Genomic DNA, 25,272 nt, shown 5'->3' with positions numbered 1-25,272 from the left:
TCAACACTTCCTATAAGTATGCCACTTAGTATAATAGGAGCGGAAAATAATACAAATAATAAAGCACTCGCTCGTACCGTTGTACCAATAACAGTAAATATTCATCTTGTTGGTGATTGTTTCGCTATACCGATTTTAGCTTATGCTATACTAAAAAGTTATGGATTAGCTGAGCCTACTTTATTTAATTATCTTATTTTTGCTTTTTATTTTGTATTGGCAAAATTTTCAGTAGCAGCTATACCAGGTGGATGAATTATTGTAATGCTTCCTATACTTGAACAATATCTAGGTTTTAATACTAATATGATGTCTCTGATTACAGCTCTTTATATCTTATTTGATCCTGTGATCACTTGTGCTAATGTTTTAGGAAATGGTGCTTTTGTTAAACTGATAGATAATATATATAGTGTAACTCAGAAAGCTTAGATTAGGTTTCTCAAAATACTCTAGGTTCTTGCGTGCAGAAAATTAAATTATTTGTATTTTTAGATATTTTTAAGCAGAAATTAATAAGAACGCAAGAACCTAATATCTCTTTTTCTTTTAAAGTAATTGTTGAATTATCTATATTTGATAAATTAGATATTTGTGTTCCTAGAATTGTTATTTTTTGTGAAGAATTAGTTAATTTTTGAACTGGAACTCAAATATTAATTAGATAATTGATTTAAAAAAGAAAAAGCATATAATCTTTGTGTAGGAAATTATATATTGAGCAATAAATTATGATGTGGTTATTAATTGCGATTGGTTTAACCGTTTCGGTTCTTATTATAGGGGTAGTGTCGATGGCTATCGGAGGAAAGTTTGATAAGAAATTTAGTTCAAAGTTAATGACTTTAAGAGTTTTTTTTCAGGCAGTTGCTATATTGTTATTGATTATAATATATTTTTATAAAGTTAATTTATAAATGCCTAAAAATAACTCAAAAGCTACTTAATCGATTTCTCTAATTTCTTCGCGTAATTCTTCCCATTTGTCTAAAATTTCTTCTAATGTAACTATGTAACTTCTTCGACTTTTTTCTCTTCATCTTCAAAGTCCTTTAAATCTCTAATCAGTTTCTCTAGCTTTAATAATGAAATTTTTTTTTCATTATACTGATCGCTACAATGTTCTTCGAGTTGTTCGGCAATTTCTTCAATATCACCCCAATGCATTGTTATTCCTCCTTAATTTTATGCAAGCCTTATTTATTAACATGTTATCTGATATTTGCTATTATTTTTTACTAAATATTATTAATTCGACAAATTATTGCAAATAGGTGAGTTTATTATGCAACTATTGCTGGAATTAGGCGGGTTTGCTTTCTTTACATTTTGGTGGTTTTATGGTATATTAAAATAAAATATTAAGATTTAATTATGTCAATATTACCGATAGTAACTGCACCTGATGAAAGATTAAAGCAGAAATCTCAGCCGGTTTTAGAGTTTACAGATCAAACACGAAAATTTATGGATGATATGCTTAAAACTATGTACCATGAAGACGGTGCAGGGCTTGCGGCAGTACAAGTAGGGGTATTGAAACGTATTTTAGTAATTGATATAAAAGATCATGATCCGGTAGAAAGACCAAAGGATTTTTATCCGCTTTTTATAGTAAATCCTGAAATAATAGAAAAATCAGAAGAGCTAATTACGGCTAATGAAGGTTGTATCTCAGTACCAGAGCAACGTATTGAGGTGGCAAGACCGGAATCTATAAAGATTAGGTATTTAGACTATTATGGTAAATCACAAGAGCTTAAAGCAAATGATTGGCTTGCAAGAGTTATCCAGCATGAGTGTGATCATTTAGAAGGTAAGCTTATGATTGATTATTTAAGTAATTTAAAACGAGATGTAGTACTTCGTAAGCTTAAGAAACTCAAAAATAATATAGTGTGAAAGTAATCTTTATGGGAACGCCTGAATTTGCTGTTCCTGCTCTTAAAAAACTTATAACTCATCACGAAGTTAAAGCTGTTTTTACACAGCAACCTAAAGCTAAGGGTAGGGGGCTTAACTTAGTTAAATCCCCCATACATCAATTAGCATTTGAGCATCAAATTCCTGTTTATACCCCTTCTACTTTGCGTAATGATGAAACAATAAATCTAATTAATAAAGTTAATGCTGATATTATAGTTGTTATTGCATATGGTTTTATTGTGCCTAAAGCTATATTAGAAGCTAAAAAATACGGCTGTCTTAATATCCATCCATCCGATTTGCCTCGCCACAGAGGAGCGGCTCCTCTGCCGCGTACTATTATAGAGGGTGATCGGAAAAGTAGCGTATGTATTATGCGTATGGATGCAGGGCTTGATACGGGTGATATATTGATGAAAGAAGATTTTGATTTAGAAGAAAGGACAACATTGGAAGAATTGCACAATAAATGTGCTAATTTAGGAGCTAAATTACTAATAAAAACACTTGCAAATATTGATAATATAGTACCGATAAAACAGTCAAGTGATGGCGTTACGTATGCTCATAAATTAACTAAAGAAGAAGGAAAAATTAATTGGCATGAATCCGCATATAAAATAGATTGTAAAATAAGAGGAATGAATCCCTGGCCCGGAGCATATTTTAGTTATAATGATAAAATAATTAAAATCCTTGAAGCAGAATATTTAAATGCGGAGCATCACTTTACTTCCGGCACCGTTATTAGCGATAAGCTGGAAATAGCTTGTGGAAGCGGTATATTACGAGTGAAAAAACTTCAGCAAGAGAGTAAAAAAGCTTTGAATATAGAAGAATTTTTACGTGGTACAAATATTTTAAAAGATACAATATTAAAATAAGAGTATTAATTATGGGTAAAGATAAAAAAGAAGTTAGGTTTAATGATGATTTAGACATTAAGGAGTTTATCTTAAAGCTTGAAAAGAATAGTAATATTTATTCTATAAAAAGGAAAGTAATTAATATAGTAGATGATGAAGTAGAGAATCAAACTAAACTACTTACGGAAACTCAATTTCTTGTGAAAAAAACTCCACACGCTAAAACATCTCAATATGAAATTAGCGGCTTTATTAACAAAGCTGGCGAACATATAAACGATCCAAAGCAAATAAAAGAAATTTCAAAATTATACGCTCATGCCGAATTTGCTGATTTACAGAAAAATATTTTAGGTAAATTTGATAAGAACGGTAATTTAAGTATAACTAAAGATTTTGAAATTGATGAAAATCTAGTCTTTAGAAAAGACGGTAAATTATTGTTTGTTAAAACTCAAAGCGGTTTGATAAACAGAGAAGGAGAAATGAAAGCAGTAAATCAGGTTTTACAAAAATGCAGATTCTTTTTTGAAGATTTAGGCGGTAAGGTAAATACAAAATTAGGGACTGAAAATCTAAACAAAAAGCCGACAAAGCCTACTCTAAAAAGAGCTTAAAATAACTTTAGCCCATCTTATAAAAAATAAAATTAAAATTATTTGAAATTAGTGTTTGACAAGCTTTAAAAATGTAGATATAAAATCATCACGCAAGGTTTGAAACTTAAAACTTTGTAGCTGTTTAAAAAGTTGATAAAGCTAAAAAACTAAATACACCGCGATAATAAAAATTTATATCGTGAGTAGATACTGAAAATAATTGTGAAATTAATTCTGTATGCATCGTGTAATCTCAAGTTAAAAGCGTAAGTAAATATAATAAGAGCATTTGGTGGATGCCTTGGCACTAGAAGGCGATGAAGGACGTAATACGCTGCGATAAGCTTCGGGGAGTTGCGAATAAACTTTGATCCGAAGATTTCCGAATGGGGAAACCCACCTAATTTATTAGGTATTGTATAGTGAATACATAGCTATATGAAGCAAACCCAGCGAACTGAAATATCTAAGTAGCTGGAGGAAAGGACATCAACCGAGACTCCGTTAGTAGTGACGAGCGAACGCGGACCAGGCCAGTGGCTTCAAAAAAATAACTAAAACAACATGGAAAGGTTGACCATAGAGGGTGATAGTCCCGTATAGGTAAAAAGTTTGAAGTCCTTGAGTAAGGCGGGACACGTGAAATCCTGTTTGAACATAGGGGGACCACCCTCTAAGCCTAAGTACTCTCTAGTGACCGATAGTGAACAAGTACCGTGAGGGAAAGGTGAAAAGTACCCCGACAAGGGGAGTGAAATAGTATCTGAAACCAAATGCTTACAAGCAGTCGGAGCAAGCGTATTTATATGTCTTGTGACGGCGTACCTTTTGTATAATGGGTCAGCGACTTAGTTTATCTAGCAAGCTTAAGCCGTTAGGTGTAGGCGTAGCGAAAGCGAGTCTGAATAGGGTGTTTAGTTAGATGAATTAAACCCGAAACCGGGTGATCTAGCCATGGCCAGGTTGAAAGCGGAGTAAAATCCGCTGAAGGACCGAACCCACTACTGTTGAAAAAGTAGGGGATGAGCTGTGGTTAGGGGTGAAAGGCCAATCAAACTCGGATATAGCTGGTTCTCCGCGAAATCTATTTAGGTAGAGCGTTATAGCGATTACCGTCGAAGGTAGAGCACTGAATGAGCTAGGGGGTCCCACAGACTTACCAAACTCAATCAAACTCCGAATGTCGACGAGTATAGCATAGCAGACAGACTATGGGTGCTAAGGTCCATAGTCGAGAGGGAAAAAGCCCAGACCGCCATCTAAGGTCCCTAAATCATGACTAAGTGTTAAAGGATGTGAGAAGACCAAAACAACTAGGATGTTGGCTTAGAAGCAGCCATCATTTAAAGAAAGCGTAATAGCTCACTAGTCTAAATAAGTTTTCTTGCGCCAACAATGTAACGGGGCTCAAGTCATGTACCGAAGATGCGGATTTATGCATTTGGCATAAATGGTAGCGGAGCGTTCCGTAAGCCTGCGAAGGTGAACCGTAAGGTTTGCTGGAGGTATCGGAAGTGAGAATGCTGACATAAGTAGCGATAAAGAATGTGAGAAACATTCTCGCCGAAAGTCCAAGGGTTCTTGCGTAAAGTTAATCTGCGCAAGGTTAGTCGGCCCCTAAGGTGAGGCTGAAAGGCGTAATCGATGGGAATCAGGTTAATATTCCTGAACCTGAAGGATGTGACGAAAATAGTAAATTGTACAGTCTTATTGGATTGATTGTGCAGTGAATATTTTCCAGGAAATAACACCTTCATTATAGACCGTACCCGAAACCGACACAGGTGGACAGGTAGAGTATACCAAGGCGCTTGAGAGAACGATGCTGAAGGAACTAGGCAAATTGCATCTGTAACTTCGGAAGAAAGATGACCTGTATATGGGCAACCATGTGCAGGTGGCACAAGCTAGGGGGTAGCGACTGTTTATTAAAAACACAGGGCTCTGCAAAGTCAATAGACGACGTATAGGGTCTGACGCCTGCCCAGTGCTGGAAGATTAAAAGGAGGGGTGCAAGCTCTGAATTGAAGTCCCAGTGAACGGCGGCCGTAACTATGACGGTCCTAAGGTAGCGAAATTCCTTGTCGGGTAAGTTCCGACCCGCACGAATGGCGTAACGATTTCCCCACTGTCTCCAGTATCGACTCAGCGAAATTGAATTCTCCGTGAAGATGCGGAGTTCCCGCGGTCAGACGGAAAGACCCCGTGAACCTTTACTATAGCTTTGCACTGGTGTTAGGAATCAGATGTGCAGGATAGGTGGGAGACTACGAAGCGAAGGCGTCAGCCTTTGTGGAGTCACCCTTGAGATACCACCCTTTTGGTTCTTGACATCTAACCGAGATCCTTGAATCAGGATCCGAGACAATGCATGGTGGGTAGTTTGACTGGGGCGGTCGCCTCCCAAAGAGTAACGGAGGCGCGCGATGGTTAGCTCAGGTTGGTCGGAAATCAACTTTTAGAGTGCAATGGCATAAGCTAGCCTGACTGCGAGTCTGACAAGACGAGCAGAGACGAAAGTCGGTCATAGTGATCCGGTGGTCCCGAGTGGAAGGGCCATCGCTCAACGAATAAAAGGTACTCCGGGGATAACAGGCTGATGATTTCCAAGCGTCCATAGCGACGAAATCGTTTGGCACCTCGATGTCGGCTCATCACATCCTGGGGCTGGAGAAGGTCCCAAGGGTTCGGCTGTTCGCCGATTAAAGTGGTACGTGAGCTGGGTTTAGAACGTCGTGAGACAGTTCGGTCCCTATCTGCCGTGGGTGTAGGAAGTTTGAGAGGATCTGCCTTTAGTACGAGAGGACCGAGGTGGACGTACCCCTGGTGGACCAGTTGTCGTGCCAATGGCACAGCTGGGTAGCTAAGTACGGAAGGGATAACCGCTGAATGCATCTAAGCAGGAAACCCACCTCAAAACTAGACTTCCCCATTAGAGCCGTGGAAGACCACCACGTTGATAGGTCAGGTGTGGAAGCACAGTAATGTGTGTAGCTAACTGATACTAATAGCTCGATTGATTTACTTTGCTGTGAGATTACATATGCATATAGTGTTAATTCTATAAAAATGTAGTATCAACTCACAAAGTTATCAGGTTAAATTAGCTTTATCAATGGATAAAAATGTTGTTGCACAGCTAATAATGTCATACCGTGGTCCCGCCACGGTATCTAGAAAAATTTTTAATATTTAGATTCTTGTTTCCGCAGGAATGACAAATTTAGTCATGCAACAACATTAACAGCAAACTATAATACAAATCTATCTTTTTAAAAGTTTGTATTGCTAGCTTGGTGGTTATAGCATGAGTGAAACACATGATCCCATCCCGAACTCGAACGTGAAACCTCATAGCGCTAATGGTACTATGTCATAAGGCATGGGAGAGTAAGTCGCTGCCAAGCTTGCAATACAAATTTTTAATTATCTTTTTTTCTCTTTATGAGATATTTTATATTCATAATTCTTATCATCTTCTATATTAGTAATGCTTATGCATTAAAGAATAAGCATCAACTTATTTCCATAGAATCGCTAAAATCTAACATAGAAATTAAAAAGTTATTTAAAGAAAAAAATACAGAGCAATTTACTTTAGAGTTACCAAATGGCACAGTAATTAATGAAGGTGGAATTTTAACTCAAGAAGGTTATATTCTACAAGATACTCAAACAAGCTTAGGTGATCAACATCGTTTATTAAATAAGAAACGAGATATTAATACAGAAAATCCTTTATATTTTAATGGGAAATTAGCAGTAATTTCATCTTCTGGTTCTGAAAATTGGTATCATTGGCTGCTACAAATTTTGCCTAGATTAATTATATTAAAAGAATTGGATCTTGAATATGACCGTATCTATATTAATAATTTAAAATATTCATGGCAAATTAAGTCATTAGAAATAGTATTAAATTATTTAAATATACCGGAAGATAAGCTTTTTGTAGTAAATAGCGATTGTATAATTCAAGCTACTAGACTAATTGTTCCATCTGTACCGTTTATTCCGGTAAAAGGTACAATTTTGCCTTTATGGTTAAAAAAAGATTTAAGAAATATTTTTTTAAAGATAATAGTAAAGCATACGATAAAATATATATTTCTCGTAAATACGCTTCTACCAGAAAAATAGTTAATGAAGAAGAATTAATAGAAAAAATTGAGAAACTTGGTTTTAAGGCAATATATCTAGAGCTATCCTCTCCGTATGAACAGGCCCAGCTTTTTAATAAAGCAAAAATAATAGTTGGACCGCATGGATCAGGATTTGCTAACCTTATTTTTTCGACTCCAAAATGTAAACTAGTAGAGATTGATCATGGTACAACTCCTCCTAGAAGTTTTTATAAAAGAATGGCAAATTATATGTCATGTGATTATTATCCTTTTTATGTAGATCAGACAACAGAAGAACATTTAGAAGATGATATAAAAATCAATATTGATGAATTTATTGAATTTCTTAGGTCTATCTGTAAATAAATTTTTAGTAATTAAAGAGCTTTTTTAGCGAAAATTGATAAGATTTTTGAAAGAATAATATTCATATTTTAAGCTCTTAAGGAAGTTAATTCTTAAAATCATTATTAGACTTCTTGCATAACTTGCTTCTAAGGGTAATTTGTATGTCGAGCCTAGACTCGAATCCTCACGTTACTTGCGTGTACGCTGCGGTTCGAGGTGAAGTACCTCCGGAGGGATTCCTCCTTATTAGCTACGTTATACAAGAAATCTATTTAATAAATAAGATTCGCTATTCATTTCATTTAGTCTTGAAATAGTTCGTTTGAATTCTGCGGCTCGTGCTGAACCTTGATATATTTTACTCGGCTTATCTTCTAGGCTCATAAATAAAAGTATTTTATAGAAATAGGCATTATCGATAAAGTTGATAAATCTAACGGCTGTATTTGTATCATTAGCATCGATAGTATGAACATTCCCCACTATAATAACGTTGAAATTTTGACAAATATTAACATAATCGATATAGCTTAAGTCTCTTATAAATAATTCATTATAATCTGTTACTAATATTCTTTTATGTACTTTTTGAAAGGATATTTCTCTACCTAGAACCTGTATATTTTGAAAAACGAGATTATTATCACTAATATCTGTGGTAATTTTTTCAAGTTTGTTTTGGTTTTCTAAAGTTAAGGGATAAATTATCCTTGCCCCTTTAACTCCTAATGCTTTATCAAATCGATAATCATGGTGATTATCTAGATATTTAACGTAAAATGTATTATTGATTATCTTTATAAAAGGTAAGAAAGATTCTCGTTGTAATCCGTCTTTGTAAAGATTATTGGGACTCGTGTTAGAGGTTATAAAAATAAAAATATTTTGCTTTATTAATTCATTAAATAATCTACCTATTATCATTGCATCGGTAATGTCTTTAATTTCAAACTCATCTATACATAACAGTTTAGTTTGTTTAGCATAGTTTTTAGCAATTTTAGGGATGATATCTTTCTGATTTTCTGTTTGTAATTTATGCGTAGATTTATGAATTTCCTGCATAAAGTTCTGATAATGGATAATGATTTTAGATATGCTTATCTCTTCAAAAAAAGAATTCATGAGCATAGTTTTACCGCTGCCCACCAGACCGTATAAATAAATTCCGCTTTTTAAATTGTTTTGATTAAAGAATTTGAATAAACTTTTAGGCTTATTAAGTTCTGCTGCTAGTTGTTTTAATTCTTCTAGTAAAGCAGCTTGTTTTGTATCTAGTATTAATGAAGTAGAGAATTTTATCATCCAAAATATTTTTTCTCTAGTTTGTTATATGTTTTTTCTAAAATCGGCAGATATAACTTTATATTCTCAAAAACTTGTTTTGCATCCTCATATTTATAAACATGAGAAGTATTATTGCGGTCATCAAGCATTCCAAGCCACATTTTTTCATCATCGATAAGACTAAACTGAAAAGCTTTACTTAGGACATCTTTTGGAGTATTACTTTCAATCTTTTCATGTTTAAGTATTTTTTTTAAGGTTTTCCAAAATAATTCAATAACAAATTCAAATCTTTTTACAGAGGCATCTAACACATAATCATTTTTATCTACCTTAGATCGCTCTATAACTTCATGTAAACGTTGTATAGCTTGCCCTAGTGCTAGGAAAGAGTCTTTCCAGAATATTTTTTCCATTAGTGTAAACATTTTTTATAAAGAATTTTTTTAAAATTAATAATATTTTGTTTAAGTTTATCATCATCGTTTAATGTATCGAATCGTACACAATCTATTTTTAAAAGTGTATCTGCATCATCTATTATGTCTAAAACTTGATGCCAATCATCTTCATTTGCATTAGGGCAAAGAATGGCGATATCAATATCCGCTCTCTCATGATTATCCCCTCGCCCGCGTGAGCCAAAAAGCCAAATCTCCTCGATAAAAGGTAATTTAGTAAGATTTGTTAAAAAAGAATATTCTGTGATACTATTCATACTTTCCTATACAAAAGTGTTGCATCGCCATAGCTGAAAAAACGCATTTTTTCTTTTATAGCATATTTATATAATTCATGCATCTCTTTAAAGCCGGCAAAAGCACATATAAGCATAAATAAAGTAGATTTAGGGAAATGGAAATTAGTAAGCAGCATATCGGCCGTTTGAAATTTAAAGCCGGGAGTTATAAAAATATTAGTTTCAAAACTACCTGCTTTTACGACGCCGTTATTACAAGAACTCTCAAGGGTTCTAAGCGTGGTAGTGCCGACTACGATAATACGCCTCCTTTCTTGCTTTGCTTTGTTGATGATTTCAGTAGTTTCAGGAGTAATAGAGCAATATTCGGTATGCATTTTATGCTCATGAATATTTTCGGTTTTTACAGGTAAAAAAGTTCCTGCTCCCACATGTAAGGTTACAAAAGCAGTATGTACGCCTTTTGTGTTGAGTTTATCAAGTATATCCTTTGTAAAGTGTAACCCTGCCGTCGGTGCTGCAACTGAACCTTCTATTTGATTGTAAATTGTTTGATAGCGTTCGTTGTCGTTTGTCATCCCGTGGTCAAGCCACGGGATGACACCGAGTATATTTTCCGATTCACGCAACAATGTAGTACGTGGATGACATAACGAGTGTGAACGCCTAATATAAATCGGTAGCGGCATCTCACCGTATTTGTCTAAAAATTCAAATACCGAAATATTATCAAGTTCAAATTTTACTTTAATCTCACCCATTGCAAGTTTGTCGGTAATTATTACCTTATGATTATCAAAATAAAATTCATCGCTTATATTAAGCTTTCGAGCCGGCTTAGCAAAAGCCGACCAACAATTATCAGATAATTTTTGATTCAAATTTATTGTAATATTCTTCCCCAAATGTAACTTTGCTTTAATCACTTTGCTATTATTAAAGACTAATAAATCCCCTTCTTTTAAGTAATCTAATATGTTGTAGAATTTGGTTTTAATAGGCTTTGTCCTGGCAATTAGTAAATCCGAGTTATCACGTTCGCTAGCCGGATATTGTGCGATAAGGTCACTTGGTAAATCAAAGTCAAAATCAGATAGTTTCATTATAGAATATTAGCAGTTAAAGAAATTACTATAACAGCATATGATAATAATTGCCTCACACTATCAATCCTTTAACTTGGGAGTTCCATAATTTTTGATATAGCTTACTATTTTTCAATAATTCTGCGTGGCTACCGTCATCTATTATACTACCTTTTTCAAAAACTAAAATCCTATCCATATTGAGTAAAGTAGATAATCTGTGGGCAATGACTATCACGGTTTTATTTTGCATTAAATAATCCATTGACTCTTGAATCAGACTTTCAGTCTTACTATCTAAGCTACTTGTTGCTTCATCAAGAATTAAAATAGGAGCATTTTTTAAGATGGCTCTTGCTATAATGATTCTTTGACGCTGACCGCCGGATAAATTATTTCCTCGCTCTCCGCACATAGTATCGTAACCGTCTGGTAGATTATCGATAACATCATGAATATGTGCAGATTTTGCCGCTTCTATAACCTCCTCAAGAGTAGCTTCTTTTTTTCCATATCTGATATTATCCAAAATAGTACGATGAAAAAGCACCGGCTCTTGAGGTATAAGGCTAATGGCTTTTCTTAAAGAATCTTGAGTTACGTTTTTAATATTTTGATTATCTATTAAAATCATTCCTTCTTCTATATCATGTAATCTAGTCAGCAAACTAATAAAAGTGGTTTTCCCTGAACCGGAAAATCCAACTAGCCCTACTTTTTGTTTACTCGGTATTAATACCGATTTATTATAAAATAGATTGTTATTATGATGATAATTAAACGTAACATTTCTAAATTCAATAATCCCTTCTTTGATATCTAAAGGAGTAGCGTTTTCAATATCCGTTATAATATGCGGTGCCATTAGTGATAAGCCTTGATTAAATGCCCCGATCTGCTCGAACATATCACCGATTTCTTGCGTTAAATCCCAAATATCGTCTGCTACATTTATACATAATGTTAGCACTAATACGCAATCACCTATGCTTATAGATAACTCGCTACGAAGTTTAGATAAATAATAAATCATTATAAAAATCATTATTGAACAAGAAGTTCCAAGAGCATAACGCAATTTGAACATAAAGAATTGCATAGTTTGCTCATCAGCCACGGCATTTTCTACCCTTGTTTCTAGATGTTGACGTTCAAATTTATGGGCTGTAAACATTCTAACCGCATTAATGTTGCTAATTGCATCTACGATACTACCGGCAACAAAAGATTGGCTTCTAGCATAATTTAACGAGTATTTATTGATTTTATCCGAGAAAAGAACGCTGAGTGCTAAAAAAACCGTAATCCATAAAATAAATATCGTAGCAAAAACGTAATGTACGGAATATAAAGCGATTAATGCAAATACGATAATAGCTAGTTTACGAAGAATTTTTTCACCGAATATTGAAATAATCATCTCAAACGATCTTGCGGTTTCAGTAATACGATTGCTAATATGTCCGGCTAAATTATCCTGAAAGAATTTATGGCTATGATATTGAGTATAATTATAAAGTTCATTTAGTATTTTTCCTTTTATTACGGGCATAGTCTTTAGATACAAATAATCATATGAACGATATGCTATATTAATACTCTCCCACCAAAGAGCATAAAATACTGCCCAGTAAATCATGGAAGATAAAAGGTTATTTGCGTTCTCATCACTGAAAGATTCGATTAGATCAATGATTTTCTGAAGTAATATACTATCAATTGCCGGAATCATACCGAGTAAAATACAGATTACAGTCAATAAAGTAATTTTAACTTTATCGAATTTTAAAAAATAAATACCTAAGCTAAATGTTGATTTAGATAAAGTAGGGTATTTTATCACGATAATGTACCTCAATTTTAAAATAATATATTAATTCATGTTATTTCAGAGCATATTTTAATTTAATTATTTTGCAAAAATATACCTAAAAATATTAAATCTATGGAAAAATAATAAACAAGCCTTGCTTCTTACCTTAAATAATGCTACAAAATTCAGAAAATAACTTCAAAATCATTAGAAATGCAAGAAAAAGAATTATCTAATAATTTTTTAGAAGAACAAGAAAAGTCTAAGGAAGACGATTCTCTGTTCTTTGATGTAAAATATATTTGTCAAGCAAGTTTATTAATTACGGATTCTATCCGAAAAGGGTATGATGTAACTCAATTGCCCAATGGTGATATTAATGTTACAGAAGTAAGAATAGTAAATGTTCATTATAATTGGAACTCCGAAAAAGGAAAATTTGTTAAAACTAATCAGATAGAATTTAATAATAGCAAAGGCGGCTGATTAAATCAAATACTGTATACTCGTTTAATTTGAAAAATTGGCTGCGTCGTTCTATAAGTACTGTGGTGTTCACGTATTTAAGTATACGCCCCGCTCCTCGTCTTATGGACCGATTACTCTTTTCCAAATTAAACTTCGTCTACTTAATTCATTATACTGGAGTATATTGTTATTGTCAAAAAGCTTATTATCTTAAAACAGCAGCTTAAATATGGAATTTGATCAAGTATTATTATCGAGGATTCAGTTTGCTTTTACCATAAGTTTTCATATAATATTTCCTGCTTTTACTATAGGGTTTGCAAGCTTTTTAGCGGTAATTGAAGGGTTATGGTTAAAAACAAAAAAGCCGGTTTATCAAGAAATATACAAATTTTGGGTGAAGATTTTTGCGGTTACTTTCGGTATGGGAGTAGTTTCAGGCGTTGTAATGTCTTATCAATTCGGTACTAACTGGTCGAATTTTTCAGATAAGGTTGGAAATGTCCTCGGTCCGCTTCTCGGTTTTGAAGTATTTACTGCCTTTTTCCTCGAATCTTCTTTTTTAGGTATAATGTTATTCGGCTTTAATAAAGTCAGTAAAAAAGTACATTTTATTTCTACGTTAATAGTTGCTGTTGGTACTGTAATCTCAGCCTTTTGGATACTTGCAGCTAGTAGCTGGATGCATACGCCTGCTGGTTTTGAACTGCAAGGCGATGGGTTCTTTTTCCCTTTAAATTGGCTAGAAATTATCTTTAACCCTTCTTTCCCATATCGCTTTTTCCATATGATTACGGCGGCTTATTTAACTACTTCTTTTGTTATCGGTGGTGTAGCTAGCTTTTATTTACTAAATAATCGTTATAAAGAGCATGCTAAAATTATGCTTTTTATGGCGGTGTTAATGGCATTAATCGTTGCACCTATTCAAATATTTATCGGTGATTTGCATGGTTTAAATACTCTTAAATATCAGCCGGTTAAAGTTTCGGCTATGGAAGGTATTTGGAATACAGAAAAAGGAGCAGCTTTTAATCTTATTGGCTTTCCTGACGTGGAAGAAGAAAAAACAAAATATGCTGTAGAAATACCTTATGCTAGTAGTTTAATCTTAACGCATAGCTTAGACGGTGAAGTGAAAGGGTTAAAAGAATGGACAAAAGAAGAGCGTCCGCCGGTGCTAGTCGTATTTTTTAGCTTCCGTATTATGATAGGAATCGGTTTTTTAATGGTATTTACAGGTATTGCGGGGTTATATCTTTACTTGAAGAAAAGATTATATACTACGCACTGGTTTCAATATTGGTATATATTAATGTCACCTTCAGGTTTTATTGCAGTACTTGCCGGTTGGTTTGTAACCGAGATAGGTAGACAACCTTATATAGTATATAATATTTTAAAAACCGCAGATACGGTATCACCGGTACTCGGCAAATATGTATTTATTTCTCTAATTGCTTTTGTAGTAGTATATGTGATCATTTTCGGAGCGGGTATATATTATATAATGCATTTAATAAAGAAAGGTATAGAAGCGATAGATAATAAAGAAACGTACGGAGAGATCGGTTTGAATAACCCATTATTAGAAAAGTAAAATAGTTTTTACTTAAATAAATTAGAATGAGTGCCTGTGTGTTCAAAAATTATACATTCATTATCAATTTTATAGATTAGTAACCAATTGGGTTCTATGTGACATTCTCTTCGACCTATAAAATTTCCGATTAGTTGATGATCTTGATATTTGATAGGTAAAGCTGTTTTATTAACTAATAATTCTATAAGCATTTTTAGTTTATTTAGGTCTTTGCCTCGCTTAATTGCTAGTTTTATATCTTTTTCAAAAGATTTAGTATAGATAGGTCTAAACACCACTTAAATACCAAGTTTTTTAAACATTTCCTTTGTGTTATTAGAGGCAATTAGTCCGATTTTATTATCAGTTGATTCAAATGTTTTTAGAGTAACGGCATTGGGAATTTTTATTGTAGTAGGCCATTTATGTTCGCGTGCTACGTACTTATATAGCATTGTAACCGCTTGTGTAGGAGTGATGCCAAGCTCATCAAGCACGTTTTCTGCTTCTTCTTTTAATTCCGGTTCAACTCGTGCTCTTATGAAAGCTGATTTAGTCATACAATTACTTGAAATTTAACAATGATTACTACTATATTAGTAGCACAAATGAGATACATTAGCAAGAATATTTGTAACCTTATCTAAAAGAACTCTACAAAAAGAAGAAAAAAATGTATATACTAATATTGTAAATGATATAATTTAAAGAAAAACCTAATGTTAAACTTTGCACCTTATATAGATTTACTGCTTATTTGGGGTGGTCTTATAGCTACCGCTATTTGTTTATATGTTTTATTAGACGGTTTTGATTTAGGAGTAGGAATCTTATTTCCGTTTGCACCTACCGATGATTGCCGTCATAAAATGATCAATTCTATTGCTCCTTTTTGGGACGGTAACGAAACTTGGTTAGTACTTGGCGGCGGTGGTTTATTTGCAGCTTTCCCGCTGGCATATTCGCTATTAATGCCGGCCTTATATATTCCCATTATATTAATGTTACTTGGCCTAATATTTCGTGGTGTAGCTTTTGAATTCCGTTTTAAGGCTCATATAGGTCATCGTTATATTTGGGACTATGCCTTTCATTTCGGTTCTATGCTTGCTGTTTTTTGTCAAGGTTTAATGCTTGGCACGTTTGTCCAAGGAATAGAGATAGAAGGACGAGAATTTGCAGGAGGGAGCTTTGATTTTCTTACTCCCTTCTCCGTTATGACTGGGATAGCATTAATATTCGGTTATGCACTCTTGGGTGCTACTTGGCTTATTCTGAAAACAGAAAAGAAAACACAAGATTGGGCTTATAAATCTGCTTTATATATTTTATTTTACGTTGCACTTTTTATGGGACTTGTAAGCTTATGGGTTCCTTTCTTAAATAACCACATAAATCATCGTTGGTTTAGTGTACCTAATATTTACTATTTATCGATTGTACCTATTGTAACGGCTTTAATATTTATTAAGTTAATTAAAGCCGTTAGGCAAAAAAAAGAAGTAAAGCCGTTTATTTATACGATCTTGTTATTTTTATTAGGATATTTAGGGCTTGCGATAAGTATATGGCCATATATCGTTCCTTATAAAGTTACGCTCGAAACCGCAGCAGCAGCACCGGAGTCACAGTCTTTACTGTTAATAGGGGCTGGGATATTCCTACCTATCATACTTGGCTATACTTTCTATTGTTATTATATATTCCGTGGCAAATCATCTCATCATCCGATATATTAAAAAAATAACCTCTTGTCTAAAAGGGTGGCAATGGTTTATTATTCTATGGCTCAGCGGATTATTATCCACGCTACTTTTAACTTATGTAGTTAAGTTGGTGTTAGGATGATAGGGTAAAATTATTGTTAGTACAGTGCAGTAATGTCATTCCCGCTAGGCATTGTTGCGTGGATCAATTTTACCTCTGTCATCCCGTGGTCAAGCCATGGAATGACACCGGATACGTTTTTTGATATATGTAACAAGGTTTAAGTTTCTTGCAATGATATTATTAAGTATATGACAAAAATCTCAGCATTTATTATTACCAAGAATGAAGCTGCAAGAATAGCACGAGCTATAAATAGCGTAAAAAATATTGTCGATGAAGTTATAGTAGTCGATAGCGAAAGCACAGATGATACGGTTAATATAGCTGAAAAATTAGGAGCAAAGGTAATAGTAAAGCCGTGGCTTGGCTATGTAGGGCAGAAATCTTTTGCCGAAAGTCTTTGCGTAAATGATTGGATTCTTAATATTGATGCCGATGAGGAGTTGTCTAAAGAGTTACAAGACGAAATAGAGTATATTTTTGCCTCTCATAATCAAGATCGTTATTTGGCTTATCAAATAAAGCTGTTAATAATGCATCGTAATGACCAAAAGCCACGAATGTTTGCTCCATTTAATAAATGTACTAGGTTGTATAATAAAAAATTTGCAAGTTTTGCAAATACCGTAAATAGTACTACTCATGATTCGGTGGTATTTAACAAAGATGTTGATTTTGCAGGTAAAATTTATCTATTAAATGAAGCTGCTTATCATTATTCCGGTACTTCAATTGAGCAGTTGGTAACTAAAGCAAATTTTTATTCTAGCGAGCAAGCAAAAGATTTAGTTAAGCAAGGAAAAAAGCTTTCAAATTTTCGTTTAACAACTGAAATTATATGGTGGTTTTTTAAAGCGTTTTTTATCAGACGCTATTTTGTATTCGGTTTTGACGGTTTTGTAGATTCAATGATTTTTGCCTTTGCAAGATTTCTAAGGCTTGCGAAGTTAAGAGAGTCATCGCTTAAATCAAAAATCGTCATTGCGAGGAGCGAAGCGACGAAGCAATCCAGAAAATAATTAAAAAAATTCTGATTTACAGAATTTTTTTCTTCCTTGCTTCGTCGCTTCGCTCCTCGCAATGACGATTAGATATCCACGCAACAATGCCTCCTCGCAATGACAATTTAGAAAGTAAAAAATAAATTATGAAAGAAAATTTTAACGTTAGTAAATTAAAAAACGGTTTAACAATTTTAACCTATAATATGCCTTATGTTAATTCGGTAGCAATAAATTTAATTGTTAAAGTCGGAAGCCGTTATGAAAATCCTGAAGAAGAAGGCATTTCTCATTTTCTTGAGCATATGGCTTTTAAAGGTACAACAACAAGAACGGCAAAACAAATAGCCGAAGAATTTGATGAAATAGGCGGTCATTTTAATGCTTATACAGGTCATGAAAAAACAATATATTATGCACGAGTATTATCCGAAAATTGTAATAAAGCACTTAATATACTTGGCGATATAATACAAAATTCTATCTTTGCTGAAGAAGAGATAGCAAAGGAATATCAGGTAATATTACAGGAAATAGCACATAGTCAAGATAATCCGGATGATTTAATATATGAGAAGTTTTATAGCAGTGTTTATAAGGACCAGCCGCTTGGTAAACCGATTCTTGGAACAAGCAAAACATTATCTAGTTTTACTAAAGAGCATTTTTTGAGTTTTATAGATAAACATTATAACGCTGGAAATTTGTATTTATCGGTTGCCGGTAATGTTGATCACGATAAAATAGTAAGTAGTGCAGAGCGATTGTTTTCCTCTTTAAAGCAAGGAGAAAAAAGTAATTTTCTTCCTGCAAAATATATAGGAGGTAATAGCTTTATCAATAAGGATTTAGAGCAGACTACTTTAATTCTTGGTTTTGAAGGAACGCCTTATATTAACTTAGAAAGGCTTTACCGAACCCAGTTACTTGCTATAATATTCGGAGGTGGTATGTCTTCACGTTTATTTCAGCATATTCGTGAAAAATTAGGTCTTGCATATGCAGTGGGTAGTTATAATAGTACATATTCTGATAGTGGGGTATTTACTATTTATGCAAGTACCGCACATGATAAATTGGAGTTATTATACAAAGAGCTTAAAACCGAAATAACCAAGATGACTGAGAAAGTTAATGAAGAAGAGATGATTAGAGCTAAAACACAACTACGAAGTAATTTGTTGATGGCACAAGAAAAAGTAGCTTATAAATCAGAAGAAATTGGTAAAAATTATGCAGCTTTCGGTAAATATATTTCTCCTGAAGAGATTATGGAAATTATTACGAATATAAAAGCCGATGACATTATTAATACGGCAAATAAAATATTTAGTGGTATTACTACATCGGCAATTATTGGTCCGAATGATCTTCGAGTAGATGCATAGATCGCAAAGTGTCAGTATGTCATCCCGTGGCCCCGCCACGGTATCTAGAAATGCAGCTAAAAATACTGATAATCGTAGTATTTTTAACTGGACCACATGGAGGGGCCACAGGGTGGCACGACTACTTAAGTAAATTTTGAGAAAATAACAAATGAAAACACAACTTTACAAAGGTTCAAGTAAAATTTTATATTCCGCCGAAGAAGATTTTTTACTTATAATGGCCTTTTCCGATAATGTTACCTTAGAAAGCGGTGAAATTATTGAGGTCTCAGGCAAGGGGGTACTTAATAATAATATTTCTTCCTTTCTAATGAATAAACTGGAAATGAACGGCATTGAAAATCATTTTATTGAAAAAATAAATATGAGGGAGCAATTAATTCAATATGTTGAGGTTTTTCCGGTACAAGTAATAATATCATCGGTAGCGTGCGGTAGATTTGTAAAAGAGTTCGGTATGGACGAAGGGTATGTATTTGATAAACCGATCATTGATTTTAAGGTCCGAAGTCGTGAATTTAAATATCCGATAGTTAATGAGTATCAAATATTAAATTTCGGCTGGTTAACTAGGGATGAAATTAAAGCGGTAAAAGAGCAAGCTTTGCGTATATATGATTTTCTAAGCGGCTTATTTATTGGTGTCGGGATTCGTCTTGTTGAATGTAAATTAGAATTTGGGCGTGTGTTTAACGGTGAAGAATCTATCATTATGTTAACTGATGAAATTAGTCCGGATAATTGTAGGTTATGGCATATTAACAGTAATGAAAAATTGGGATTTGAATTGCTTGAAAACGAGCCTAATAAAGCTTTTGAATCATATCAGCTAATAGCTGATCGTTTAAAAGAAAAATAAATATATTTTTAAAGCGATATATGCTATTTTGGACTTGAAAAACACTCCAATGTCATACCGGTTTTGTTGCATGGTTCGGTTTCATCGTCATTGTGAGCAGCCATTGTTGCACGGACACCAAATCGTCATTGCGAGGAGCCGTAGGCGACGTGGCAATCTCATGAAATAATAACAAATTCCTGAGATTGCTTAGTCAATTTACTATTGTAAGTTTCCTCGCAATGACGATTTGGTATCCACACAAGGATAACATTTTTGATTTTTAATAATTTTTTACAGTAAAAAAGATGAAAATACGATTTATTATAATAAGTTTTATAGCTCTAATCTTAGTAGGATGGGGATATGCTGCCTATAAATTTGAACATCAAAGTAAAGAGAATATTATCTCTATTATTGATGAATACGGGGAATATATAACTTATGATTCAATAAAAGTTAATAAATATGGATTTAGTATTACTTTAAATAAAGTAATGTTAAAACCTATAGATTTTTATTTTGATGAAATAGTTATTAGGCATATACCGTTTTTAAATATTACAAAAATTGATTCTTACGGAAATGACGTAAAAATTACTACTGCTCAAGATGAAAAAAATATTTTTTACTCACCTGATCATCATACAACAATTTGGTTTAGAAAATCTTTATTTAATAGAGAGCCTGATTATTGGAAATTAAGCTTGAGTGACAATAAATCAACTCTTTATAGTTCTTTAGATGCAGAAAAATTAGCAGAAAGTGATATTAGCAATTCTGTAATTACTAATACTAAAACATCAGATAACCTTAATTTGTTAATTTTGGATGGAGAAAATACTGTTTCTTTTATTTCTGAAAATTACAGAAGAAATTTATATGATAAAATTTTTGAATTTTTGAGAGATAAAATAGCTAATGACTCTGATACTGCTTCCTTTGAGTATGGTTTGACAAAGTTAGATATATTGAATTTACCTATTTCTTACAATTCCAAATTAAAGCTTAAATATAGTGATGAGCTATTAGCTCTTGGAAAATTATTAATTCAAAACTTTTCTCTAAATCAAAAGCAAGATGAAAATATGCATGCTGTTATTTTTATGCAGATGTTAGGAGAATTAGTAAAAGGTAAAACATTTTTATTCTCTTGCGATATTGAAAGAAAAGGAAAAGTAGAAAGTAATTTATATAAATTAAATATAGAAAAAGATAAAATTTTTGATTTTGCTTTAAATATTAAATCTACTATAGAACCTTCTGAAACATACCAAAAAACAGCAGTTGAAGCTTTAGGAAGCTACTTTAGTAATGGTTTAAATAAAAGAGCCGAGTTAGATAAAATTTTTAAACTAACTAGCCCTATTACTCAAGAAGACGGAGAAAGAGTAATGAGTGTTTTTGCAAAAATAAATAATTCCAAATTTAATTTAAAAGGTGAGTTTGATCCTGAAGCAAAAAAATTATCCGGTAAAATTAATCTTGTGATGGATGATTTTAATTTTGCTATCGATATTGATATGCCTAATTTAGATAATCCTCTGAATCTAGAAAGTGTAATAAAATTATCAGATCCAAATGCGGTTATAAATAATTTTGTGAATTATACTAATGATGCTATTGTACCGGTGCTTAATAAAATAGAAGATTCTAAGGAATTTGCTTTAAATCTAGGAAAACAATCTTCAGTAATAAAGCAATACGGCTTTAGGGCAATAGAAGCTTTTAGTAAAAATTCTGAATTAAAAGACGGTGAATCTTTAATAGTTGATGTGAAAGGTAAAGATACCGGACTAACCTTTAATGATAAAGCTATTGATCAGATCCTTAGTGATGCAAGAGTATTAGAATTTATGAATGCCCTGGCTCAAATAGACCACGAAAGAAAGTAGTCTACAGTGTCATTCTTGCCTGGATACCAAATCGTCATTGCGAGCGAACTTTAGTTCGCGTGGCAATCCAGCAAAATAATAAAAAATGCGGGTTTTTAGCATTTTTTATTGGATTGCGGACGTACAATTACTTGCGTAATTTCCTCGCAATGACGTTGAAAACTAATTATGAAATTTGAAGAAAAAACAAGTTAGAATAAAAATGATAAATATATCTTTTCCCGACGGTAGTGTAAGACAATTTGAAAAAAACATTACCGCCTATGAAGTAGCAAATGCAATTTCAATGTCGCTTGCTAAAGCAGCAATGGTTGCTGAAATAAACGGTGAGCTTAAAGATTTAAGTACCGTAATTGAAAATGATTGCAAGCTTCGTATTTTAACTGCAAAAGACCCTGAATGTCTTGAGGTAATAAGGCACGATGCGGCACATTTAACTGCTGAAGCAGTAAAGGGACTATTCCCTGAGACTCAGGTAACGATTGGTCCTGCAATTGAAAACGGCTATTATTATGATTTTGCTCGTGATAAGCCTTTTACCACTGAAGATTTAGCCGTTATAGAAGCTAAAATGCAAGAACTTTCAAAGAAGAACAAGAAAGTAACAAGAGAGCTATGGGATAGGGATAAAGCTGTAGAGTTTTTTAAGTCGATAGGAGAGCATTATAAAGCCGAAATTATTGCTTCAATTCCTGCAGGTGAGCAAATTACTTTATACAAGCAAGGTAATTTTATTGATTTATGCCGAGGTCCGCATGCTCCCTCTACAGGTTTTGTTAAGCATTTTAAGTTGATGAAAGTTGCGGGAGCTTATTGGCGAGGTGATAGTCGTAATGAAATGTTGCAGCGTATATACGGTACGGCGTGGGCTACGAAAGAGCAACTAGATAATTACCTCTTTATGCTTGAAGAAGCCGAAAAGCGTGATCATAGAAAGCTTGGGCGTGAGCTTGATTTATTCCACTTCCAAGAAGAAGCTCAAGGGATGGTATTTTGGCATGATAAAGGCTGGAGTATATATAATACTATCGAGCAGTATATTAGGAAAAAGATTCGTAAAAACGGTTATACTGAGGTTAAGACTCCTGTTTTGGTGGATAAAAGCCTTTGGGAGGCTTCAGGACACTGGGAAAAATTTCGTGACGATATGTTTGCGTTAGAAACAGATGACAAGACATTAGCTTTAAAGCCGATGAATTGTCCTTGCCACGTGCAGATTTTCAAACAAGGTATCAAGAGCTATCGTGATTTACCGCTTCGTATGTCGGAGTTTGGTTTGTGTCATCGTAATGAGGTGTCCGGTGCATTACACGGTTTAATGAGAGTGCGGAGTTTAGTGCAAGACGATGCACATATATTTTGTGCAGAGGAGCAAATTACCGATGAAACAGTTAGTTTTTGTAAATTACTGACGGAAGTTTATAAAGATTTCGGTTTTACCGATATAAAGGTAAAATTCTCTGATCGCCCTGAAATCAGAGCAGGAAGTGATGAAGTTTGGGATAAGGCTGAGAATGCTTTAAAAGAAGCAGTGGAAAAAGCAGGGTTTACTTATACGTTAAACCTAGGCGAGGGAGCATTTTACGGACCGAAGCTTGAGTTTGTTTTAACCGATGCGATAGGGCGGCAATGGCAATGCGGAACACTTCAGATGGATTTTATATTGCCGGAGCGACTCGATGCTAGCTATATTGCAGCAAGCGGTGAGAAAAAAAGACCGGTAATGCTCCATAGGGCAATACTCGGCTCGCTTGAGCGTTTTATCGGTATATTGATTGAAGAATATGCTGGACGTTTTCCTCTTTGGCTTGCTCCTATACAAGTCGCTATTGCAACAATCACAAGCGATTTAAACGATTACGCTTTAGAAGTGCAAAAAGCTTTAATTGATAATGGCGTAAGAACGGATATTAATATCTCACCTGATAAAATTAACTATAAGATTCGTGAGTTTTCTAGTCAAAAAATACCGATGATTGCCGTAATCGGTAAGCAGGAAAAAGAAAATAAACAAGTAACGATAAGAGGACTCGGAACTACCGAGCAGGAAGTATTATCGATAGAGCAGTTGATAGCTCTAGTTAAGAAAGAGAATGAGAAGTATTTGTAGTATCTCGTATGTCATTCCTGCGAAAGCAGGAATATAGAAAAATAGTCTTAATATTCACAGAATAAACCTAAAAAAACAAGTTTTTTGTCGGTTTTACTGGATTCCTGCTTTCGCAGGAATGACATAAAACGGTCTACGCAACAATGCCATTCGGGAATGACCTAGGAGTCATGCAACAAAGTCACTGCTTAATATAAAATGAAGGCTACAATTATATCGCTGATTGTATTTTCTTTCAAATATTTTGCAATTAAAACCTAAAGCACGATAAAAATTTACTGCACTATCATCAGTTTCAGCTGTTATTTTCTTTAAAGTAAAATGACTAATTATATATAAAATTAATTGTTTTCCAATTCCTTGAGATCGAAAAGTTTTTAATACGCTAATATGTCTAATTATAGCCTGTATAGATAATACTTCAATTCCAATTATACCAATTAAGTTTTCTTCTATAAAACATCCGATAAGATGCAGCTTAGTATTTTTATAACTTTCTAATACTTGGCTAATTTTTTCAGTAGTAGGATTACCTATGCTGTCTGCTATAAGAATAGATAAATTTTTTTCGGTAAAATTTACCACTCTAAATGTAAATATCGGTTGCATAATAATATTATAGAATTAAAGATTACTTGATATACTTTACTGCTTTTTGCTATAAGTATAATTTTTCTTTAAGCTTTTAACAAATTTATTTATGAAAACAACATTTCACCCCCTCTCTTTTTTATGGTCGGTTATAAAGCCGTATAAATATTGCTATCTTATTATGATGATGGCACCTTTTGCAAATGGTTTTTCTCCTATTCTATATAATTATGCTGTAAAGCTTTTGCTTGATTTGTTTACCCAAAACGAAAAGATTACATTTGCACAAAGTATAAACCGGTAATGGTTTTTATAGCTGCACAAGCAATACTTGATGTAGCTTGGCGTGCTCACAATTTTGCACAGCTTAAAGCCATGCCTTATATTTTTCAAGATATGATGAATAAAATATGTAATCACTGTTTTAATTTGCCCTATACTTATTTTCAAAATAACCTTTCCGGCTCTATAGTCGGAAGAGTACGGGGCATAGGTGATAATTATTATAAAATGCACCAAGCAATTGAGTATAAATTAAGTAAACCTTTACTCATTACGTTATTTTCCAGTACAACTCTTGCCTATACTAATATTAAAATATTTGCTGTTATTATTGGTTTTACTGCTGTTTATTTACCGCTTGCTTTACAGTTTTTTACTAAGCTTGCTAAAATGGAGCAGGCTAAGCAAGATTCTTGGTATAATTTATTTGGCATAATTGCTGATTGTATTACAAATATCTTTACTATTTTTTCATTTGCGACAAAACAGCGAGAATTAAATAAAATAGAAGATTATTATCATAATGGGAGTGTTGA

Annotated in this window: 25 protein-coding genes, 2 rRNA genes and 3 pseudogenes; 20 read left to right on the top strand and 10 right to left on the bottom strand. The window is 33.5% G+C overall.

What is annotated here, in order from left to right; translation table 11 throughout:
• Window positions 1-18 precede the first annotated feature (18 nt).
• The 3 genes and pseudogenes from SB78_RS11740 to SB78_RS03570 all read left to right on the top strand — a co-directional run bounded on the left by SB78_RS11740 (window position 19) and on the right by SB78_RS03570 (window position 917).
• Window positions 19-432 (top strand): annotated as a pseudogene (locus tag SB78_RS11740) (cation:dicarboxylate symporter family transporter).
• A gap of 32 nt (window positions 433-464) precedes the next feature.
• A complete protein-coding gene (locus tag SB78_RS03575) occupies window positions 465-641 on the top strand; it encodes a hypothetical protein (RefSeq protein ID WP_041078726.1) in 177 nt (58 codons plus the stop codon).
• A gap of 90 nt (window positions 642-731) precedes the next feature.
• Window positions 732-917: a twin transmembrane helix small protein gene (locus SB78_RS03570; protein WP_040257119.1), complete on the top strand. Its 186-nt coding sequence runs from the start codon at window positions 732-734 to the stop codon at window positions 915-917.
• 26 nt (window positions 918-943) lie between these two features.
• On the opposite strand, the pseudogene SB78_RS03565 reads toward SB78_RS03570, so the two are convergent.
• A pseudogene (locus SB78_RS03565) lies at window positions 944-1,167 on the bottom strand (Fe-S cluster assembly protein IscX).
• A gap of 207 nt (window positions 1,168-1,374) precedes the next feature.
• On the opposite strand from SB78_RS03565, the gene def reads away from it, so the two are divergent.
• The 7 genes from def (at window position 1,375) to SB78_RS07985 (ending at window position 7,881) form a co-directional block, all read left to right on the top strand.
• Window positions 1,375-1,902, top strand: coding sequence for a peptide deformylase (def, locus tag SB78_RS03560; protein WP_041078724.1), 528 nt, complete (start codon window positions 1,375-1,377; stop codon window positions 1,900-1,902).
• Entirely contained in the window at window positions 1,899-2,810 is a 912-nt protein-coding gene (gene fmt, locus SB78_RS03555; RefSeq protein ID WP_041078722.1) for a methionyl-tRNA formyltransferase, read from the top strand. The genes def and fmt overlap by 4 nt, the downstream gene beginning before the upstream one ends.
• A 182-nt stretch (window positions 2,811-2,992) precedes the next feature.
• A complete protein-coding gene (locus SB78_RS03550; protein WP_041078733.1) occupies window positions 2,993-3,409 on the top strand; it encodes a hypothetical protein in 417 nt (138 codons plus the stop codon).
• Window positions 3,410-3,659: 250 nt separating this feature from the next.
• A 23S ribosomal RNA gene (locus SB78_RS03545) occupies window positions 3,660-6,420 on the top strand.
• A 263-nt stretch (window positions 6,421-6,683) separates the two neighbouring features.
• A 5S ribosomal RNA gene (gene rrf / locus SB78_RS03540) occupies window positions 6,684-6,798 on the top strand.
• Between the two features lie 37 nt (window positions 6,799-6,835).
• Entirely contained in the window at window positions 6,836-7,531 is a 696-nt protein-coding gene (locus SB78_RS10790) for a glycosyltransferase family 61 protein (protein WP_241773711.1), read from the top strand.
• A complete protein-coding gene (locus SB78_RS07985) occupies window positions 7,432-7,881 on the top strand; it encodes a glycosyltransferase family 61 protein (protein WP_241773710.1) in 450 nt (149 codons plus the stop codon). The genes SB78_RS10790 and SB78_RS07985 overlap by 100 nt, the downstream gene beginning before the upstream one ends.
• 96 nt (window positions 7,882-7,977) lie before the next feature.
• Here SB78_RS07985 and SB78_RS10785 read toward each other — a convergent pair.
• From SB78_RS10785 to SB78_RS03510, 6 genes and pseudogenes are all read right to left on the bottom strand, one after another.
• A pseudogene (locus SB78_RS10785) lies at window positions 7,978-8,123 on the bottom strand (palindromic element RPE1 domain-containing protein); the annotation flags it as partial.
• Window positions 8,119-9,168, bottom strand: coding sequence for a cell division protein ZapE (zapE, locus tag SB78_RS03530; protein ID WP_041078720.1), 1,050 nt, complete (start codon window positions 9,166-9,168; stop codon window positions 8,119-8,121). The pseudogene SB78_RS10785 and the gene zapE, both read right to left, overlap by 5 nt.
• On the bottom strand, window positions 9,165-9,566 hold the full coding sequence (locus tag SB78_RS03525) for an HI0074 family nucleotidyltransferase substrate-binding subunit (protein WP_041078731.1): 402 nt from the start codon (window positions 9,564-9,566) through the stop codon (window positions 9,165-9,167). Before SB78_RS03525 ends, zapE begins: the two co-directional genes overlap by 4 nt.
• The gene (locus SB78_RS03520; RefSeq protein WP_041078718.1) at window positions 9,566-9,868 is read right to left on the bottom strand and encodes a nucleotidyltransferase domain-containing protein; all 303 of its coding nucleotides are present in this window, start codon (window positions 9,866-9,868) and stop codon (window positions 9,566-9,568) included. The genes SB78_RS03525 and SB78_RS03520 overlap by 1 nt, the downstream gene beginning before the upstream one ends.
• On the bottom strand, window positions 9,865-10,953 hold the full coding sequence (gene queA / locus SB78_RS03515; protein ID WP_041078716.1) for a tRNA preQ1(34) S-adenosylmethionine ribosyltransferase-isomerase QueA: 1,089 nt from the start codon (window positions 10,951-10,953) through the stop codon (window positions 9,865-9,867). The genes SB78_RS03520 and queA overlap by 4 nt, the downstream gene beginning before the upstream one ends.
• Before the next feature lie 55 nt (window positions 10,954-11,008).
• Window positions 11,009-12,778 carry an ABC transporter ATP-binding protein gene (locus SB78_RS03510; protein ID WP_041078714.1) on the bottom strand — a complete coding sequence of 590 codons (1,770 nt, stop codon included), beginning with the start codon at window positions 12,776-12,778 and terminating at the stop codon, window positions 11,009-11,011.
• 183 nt (window positions 12,779-12,961) lie between these two features.
• Between SB78_RS03510 and SB78_RS03505 the strand changes: the two genes are divergently transcribed.
• Window positions 12,962-13,234 (top strand): DUF2671 domain-containing protein, encoded by a 273-nt coding sequence (locus SB78_RS03505; protein ID WP_041078712.1) that lies wholly within the window; start codon window positions 12,962-12,964, stop codon window positions 13,232-13,234.
• A gap of 211 nt (window positions 13,235-13,445) precedes the next feature.
• Window positions 13,446-14,816 carry a cytochrome ubiquinol oxidase subunit I gene (locus SB78_RS03500; protein ID WP_041078710.1) on the top strand — a complete coding sequence of 457 codons (1,371 nt, stop codon included), beginning with the start codon at window positions 13,446-13,448 and terminating at the stop codon, window positions 14,814-14,816.
• Between the two features lie 8 nt (window positions 14,817-14,824).
• Here the strand turns inward: SB78_RS03500 and SB78_RS03495 are convergent, their stop codons facing one another.
• Both SB78_RS03495 and SB78_RS03490 read right to left on the bottom strand, forming a co-directional pair.
• Window positions 14,825-15,094: a type II toxin-antitoxin system YafQ family toxin gene (locus SB78_RS03495; RefSeq protein WP_041078729.1), complete on the bottom strand. Its 270-nt coding sequence runs from the start codon at window positions 15,092-15,094 to the stop codon at window positions 14,825-14,827.
• 3 nt (window positions 15,095-15,097) lie between these two features.
• Complete coding sequence (locus SB78_RS03490) at window positions 15,098-15,358, bottom strand: type II toxin-antitoxin system RelB/DinJ family antitoxin (protein WP_040257140.1); 261 nt, start codon at window positions 15,356-15,358, stop codon at window positions 15,098-15,100.
• A 159-nt stretch (window positions 15,359-15,517) separates the two neighbouring features.
• Here SB78_RS03490 and cydB point away from each other — a divergent pair, with 159 nt between their 5' ends.
• The 7 genes from cydB to thrS all read left to right on the top strand — a co-directional run bounded on the left by cydB (window position 15,518) and on the right by thrS (window position 23,863).
• Window positions 15,518-16,537: a cytochrome d ubiquinol oxidase subunit II gene (gene cydB / locus SB78_RS03485; protein ID WP_041078707.1), complete on the top strand. Its 1,020-nt coding sequence runs from the start codon at window positions 15,518-15,520 to the stop codon at window positions 16,535-16,537.
• 279 nt (window positions 16,538-16,816) lie between these two features.
• Entirely contained in the window at window positions 16,817-17,647 is an 831-nt protein-coding gene (locus tag SB78_RS03480) for a glycosyltransferase family 2 protein (protein WP_410524501.1), read from the top strand.
• A gap of 128 nt (window positions 17,648-17,775) precedes the next feature.
• Window positions 17,776-19,017: a M16 family metallopeptidase gene (locus SB78_RS03475; RefSeq protein WP_041078703.1), complete on the top strand. Its 1,242-nt coding sequence runs from the start codon at window positions 17,776-17,778 to the stop codon at window positions 19,015-19,017.
• Window positions 19,010-19,150, top strand: coding sequence for a hypothetical protein (locus SB78_RS10370; protein ID WP_206743492.1), 141 nt, complete (start codon window positions 19,010-19,012; stop codon window positions 19,148-19,150). Before SB78_RS03475 ends, SB78_RS10370 begins: the two co-directional genes overlap by 8 nt.
• Before the next feature lie 18 nt (window positions 19,151-19,168).
• Entirely contained in the window at window positions 19,169-19,879 is a 711-nt protein-coding gene (locus SB78_RS03470; RefSeq protein WP_041078701.1) for a phosphoribosylaminoimidazolesuccinocarboxamide synthase, read from the top strand.
• 287 nt (window positions 19,880-20,166) lie between these two features.
• Entirely contained in the window at window positions 20,167-21,753 is a 1,587-nt protein-coding gene (locus tag SB78_RS03465) for a hypothetical protein (protein WP_041078699.1), read from the top strand.
• 202 nt (window positions 21,754-21,955) lie between these two features.
• Window positions 21,956-23,863 carry a threonine--tRNA ligase gene (gene thrS / locus SB78_RS03460; protein ID WP_041078697.1) on the top strand — a complete coding sequence of 636 codons (1,908 nt, stop codon included), beginning with the start codon at window positions 21,956-21,958 and terminating at the stop codon, window positions 23,861-23,863.
• Between the two features lie 168 nt (window positions 23,864-24,031).
• On the opposite strand, the gene SB78_RS03455 is transcribed toward thrS, so the two are convergent.
• Complete coding sequence (locus tag SB78_RS03455; RefSeq protein WP_052458477.1) at window positions 24,032-24,472, bottom strand: GNAT family N-acetyltransferase; 441 nt, start codon at window positions 24,470-24,472, stop codon at window positions 24,032-24,034.
• A gap of 285 nt (window positions 24,473-24,757) precedes the next feature.
• On the opposite strand from SB78_RS03455, the gene SB78_RS03450 reads away from it, so the two are divergent.
• Window positions 24,758-25,272, top strand: a 515-nt coding sequence (locus SB78_RS03450; RefSeq protein ID WP_241773709.1) for an ABC transporter transmembrane domain-containing protein, incomplete at its 3' end; no start/stop codon positions are given.

It is taken from the genome of Rickettsia asembonensis (genome assembly GCF_000828125.2).
Lineage (GTDB): Bacteria > Pseudomonadota > Alphaproteobacteria > Rickettsiales > Rickettsiaceae > Rickettsia > Rickettsia asembonensis.
This window is presented reverse-complemented; position numbering and strand designations above follow the sequence as displayed.

What these genes read in the sequence shown, in the direction of transcription:
- SB78_RS03570 (WP_040257119.1), top strand. Translation starts at nt 732, where the DNA reads ATGATGTGGTTATTAATTGCGATTGGTTTAACCGTTTCGGTTCTTATT.
- def (WP_041078724.1), top strand. Translation starts at nt 1,375, where the DNA reads ATGTCAATATTACCGATAGTAACTGCACCTGATGAAAGATTAAAGCAG.
- SB78_RS10790 (WP_241773711.1), top strand. Translation starts at nt 6,836, where the DNA reads ATGAGATATTTTATATTCATAATTCTTATCATCTTCTATATTAGTAAT.
- SB78_RS07985 (WP_241773710.1), top strand. Translation starts at nt 7,432, where the DNA reads ATGGTTAAAAAAAGATTTAAGAAATATTTTTTTAAAGATAATAGTAAA.
- zapE (WP_041078720.1), bottom strand. Translation starts at nt 9,168, where the DNA reads ATGATAAAATTCTCTACTTCATTAATACTAGATACAAAACAAGCTGCT.
- SB78_RS03525 (WP_041078731.1), bottom strand. Translation starts at nt 9,566, where the DNA reads ATGGAAAAAATATTCTGGAAAGACTCTTTCCTAGCACTAGGGCAAGCT.
- SB78_RS03520 (WP_041078718.1), bottom strand. Translation starts at nt 9,868, where the DNA reads ATGAATAGTATCACAGAATATTCTTTTTTAACAAATCTTACTAAATTA.
- queA (WP_041078716.1), bottom strand. Translation starts at nt 10,953, where the DNA reads ATGAAACTATCTGATTTTGACTTTGATTTACCAAGTGACCTTATCGCA.
- SB78_RS03505 (WP_041078712.1), top strand. Translation starts at nt 12,962, where the DNA reads ATGCAAGAAAAAGAATTATCTAATAATTTTTTAGAAGAACAAGAAAAG.
- SB78_RS03500 (WP_041078710.1), top strand. Translation starts at nt 13,446, where the DNA reads ATGGAATTTGATCAAGTATTATTATCGAGGATTCAGTTTGCTTTTACC.
- SB78_RS03490 (WP_040257140.1), bottom strand. Translation starts at nt 15,358, where the DNA reads ATGACTAAATCAGCTTTCATAAGAGCACGAGTTGAACCGGAATTAAAA.
- cydB (WP_041078707.1), top strand. Translation starts at nt 15,518, where the DNA reads ATGTTAAACTTTGCACCTTATATAGATTTACTGCTTATTTGGGGTGGT.
- SB78_RS03480 (WP_410524501.1), top strand. Translation starts at nt 16,817, where the DNA reads ATGACAAAAATCTCAGCATTTATTATTACCAAGAATGAAGCTGCAAGA.
- SB78_RS03475 (WP_041078703.1), top strand. Translation starts at nt 17,776, where the DNA reads ATGAAAGAAAATTTTAACGTTAGTAAATTAAAAAACGGTTTAACAATT.
- SB78_RS10370 (WP_206743492.1), top strand. Translation starts at nt 19,010, where the DNA reads ATGCATAGATCGCAAAGTGTCAGTATGTCATCCCGTGGCCCCGCCACG.
- SB78_RS03470 (WP_041078701.1), top strand. Translation starts at nt 19,169, where the DNA reads ATGAAAACACAACTTTACAAAGGTTCAAGTAAAATTTTATATTCCGCC.
- SB78_RS03465 (WP_041078699.1), top strand. Translation starts at nt 20,167, where the DNA reads ATGAAAATACGATTTATTATAATAAGTTTTATAGCTCTAATCTTAGTA.
- thrS (WP_041078697.1), top strand. Translation starts at nt 21,956, where the DNA reads ATGATAAATATATCTTTTCCCGACGGTAGTGTAAGACAATTTGAAAAA.
- SB78_RS03455 (WP_052458477.1), bottom strand. Translation starts at nt 24,472, where the DNA reads ATGCAACCGATATTTACATTTAGAGTGGTAAATTTTACCGAAAAAAAT.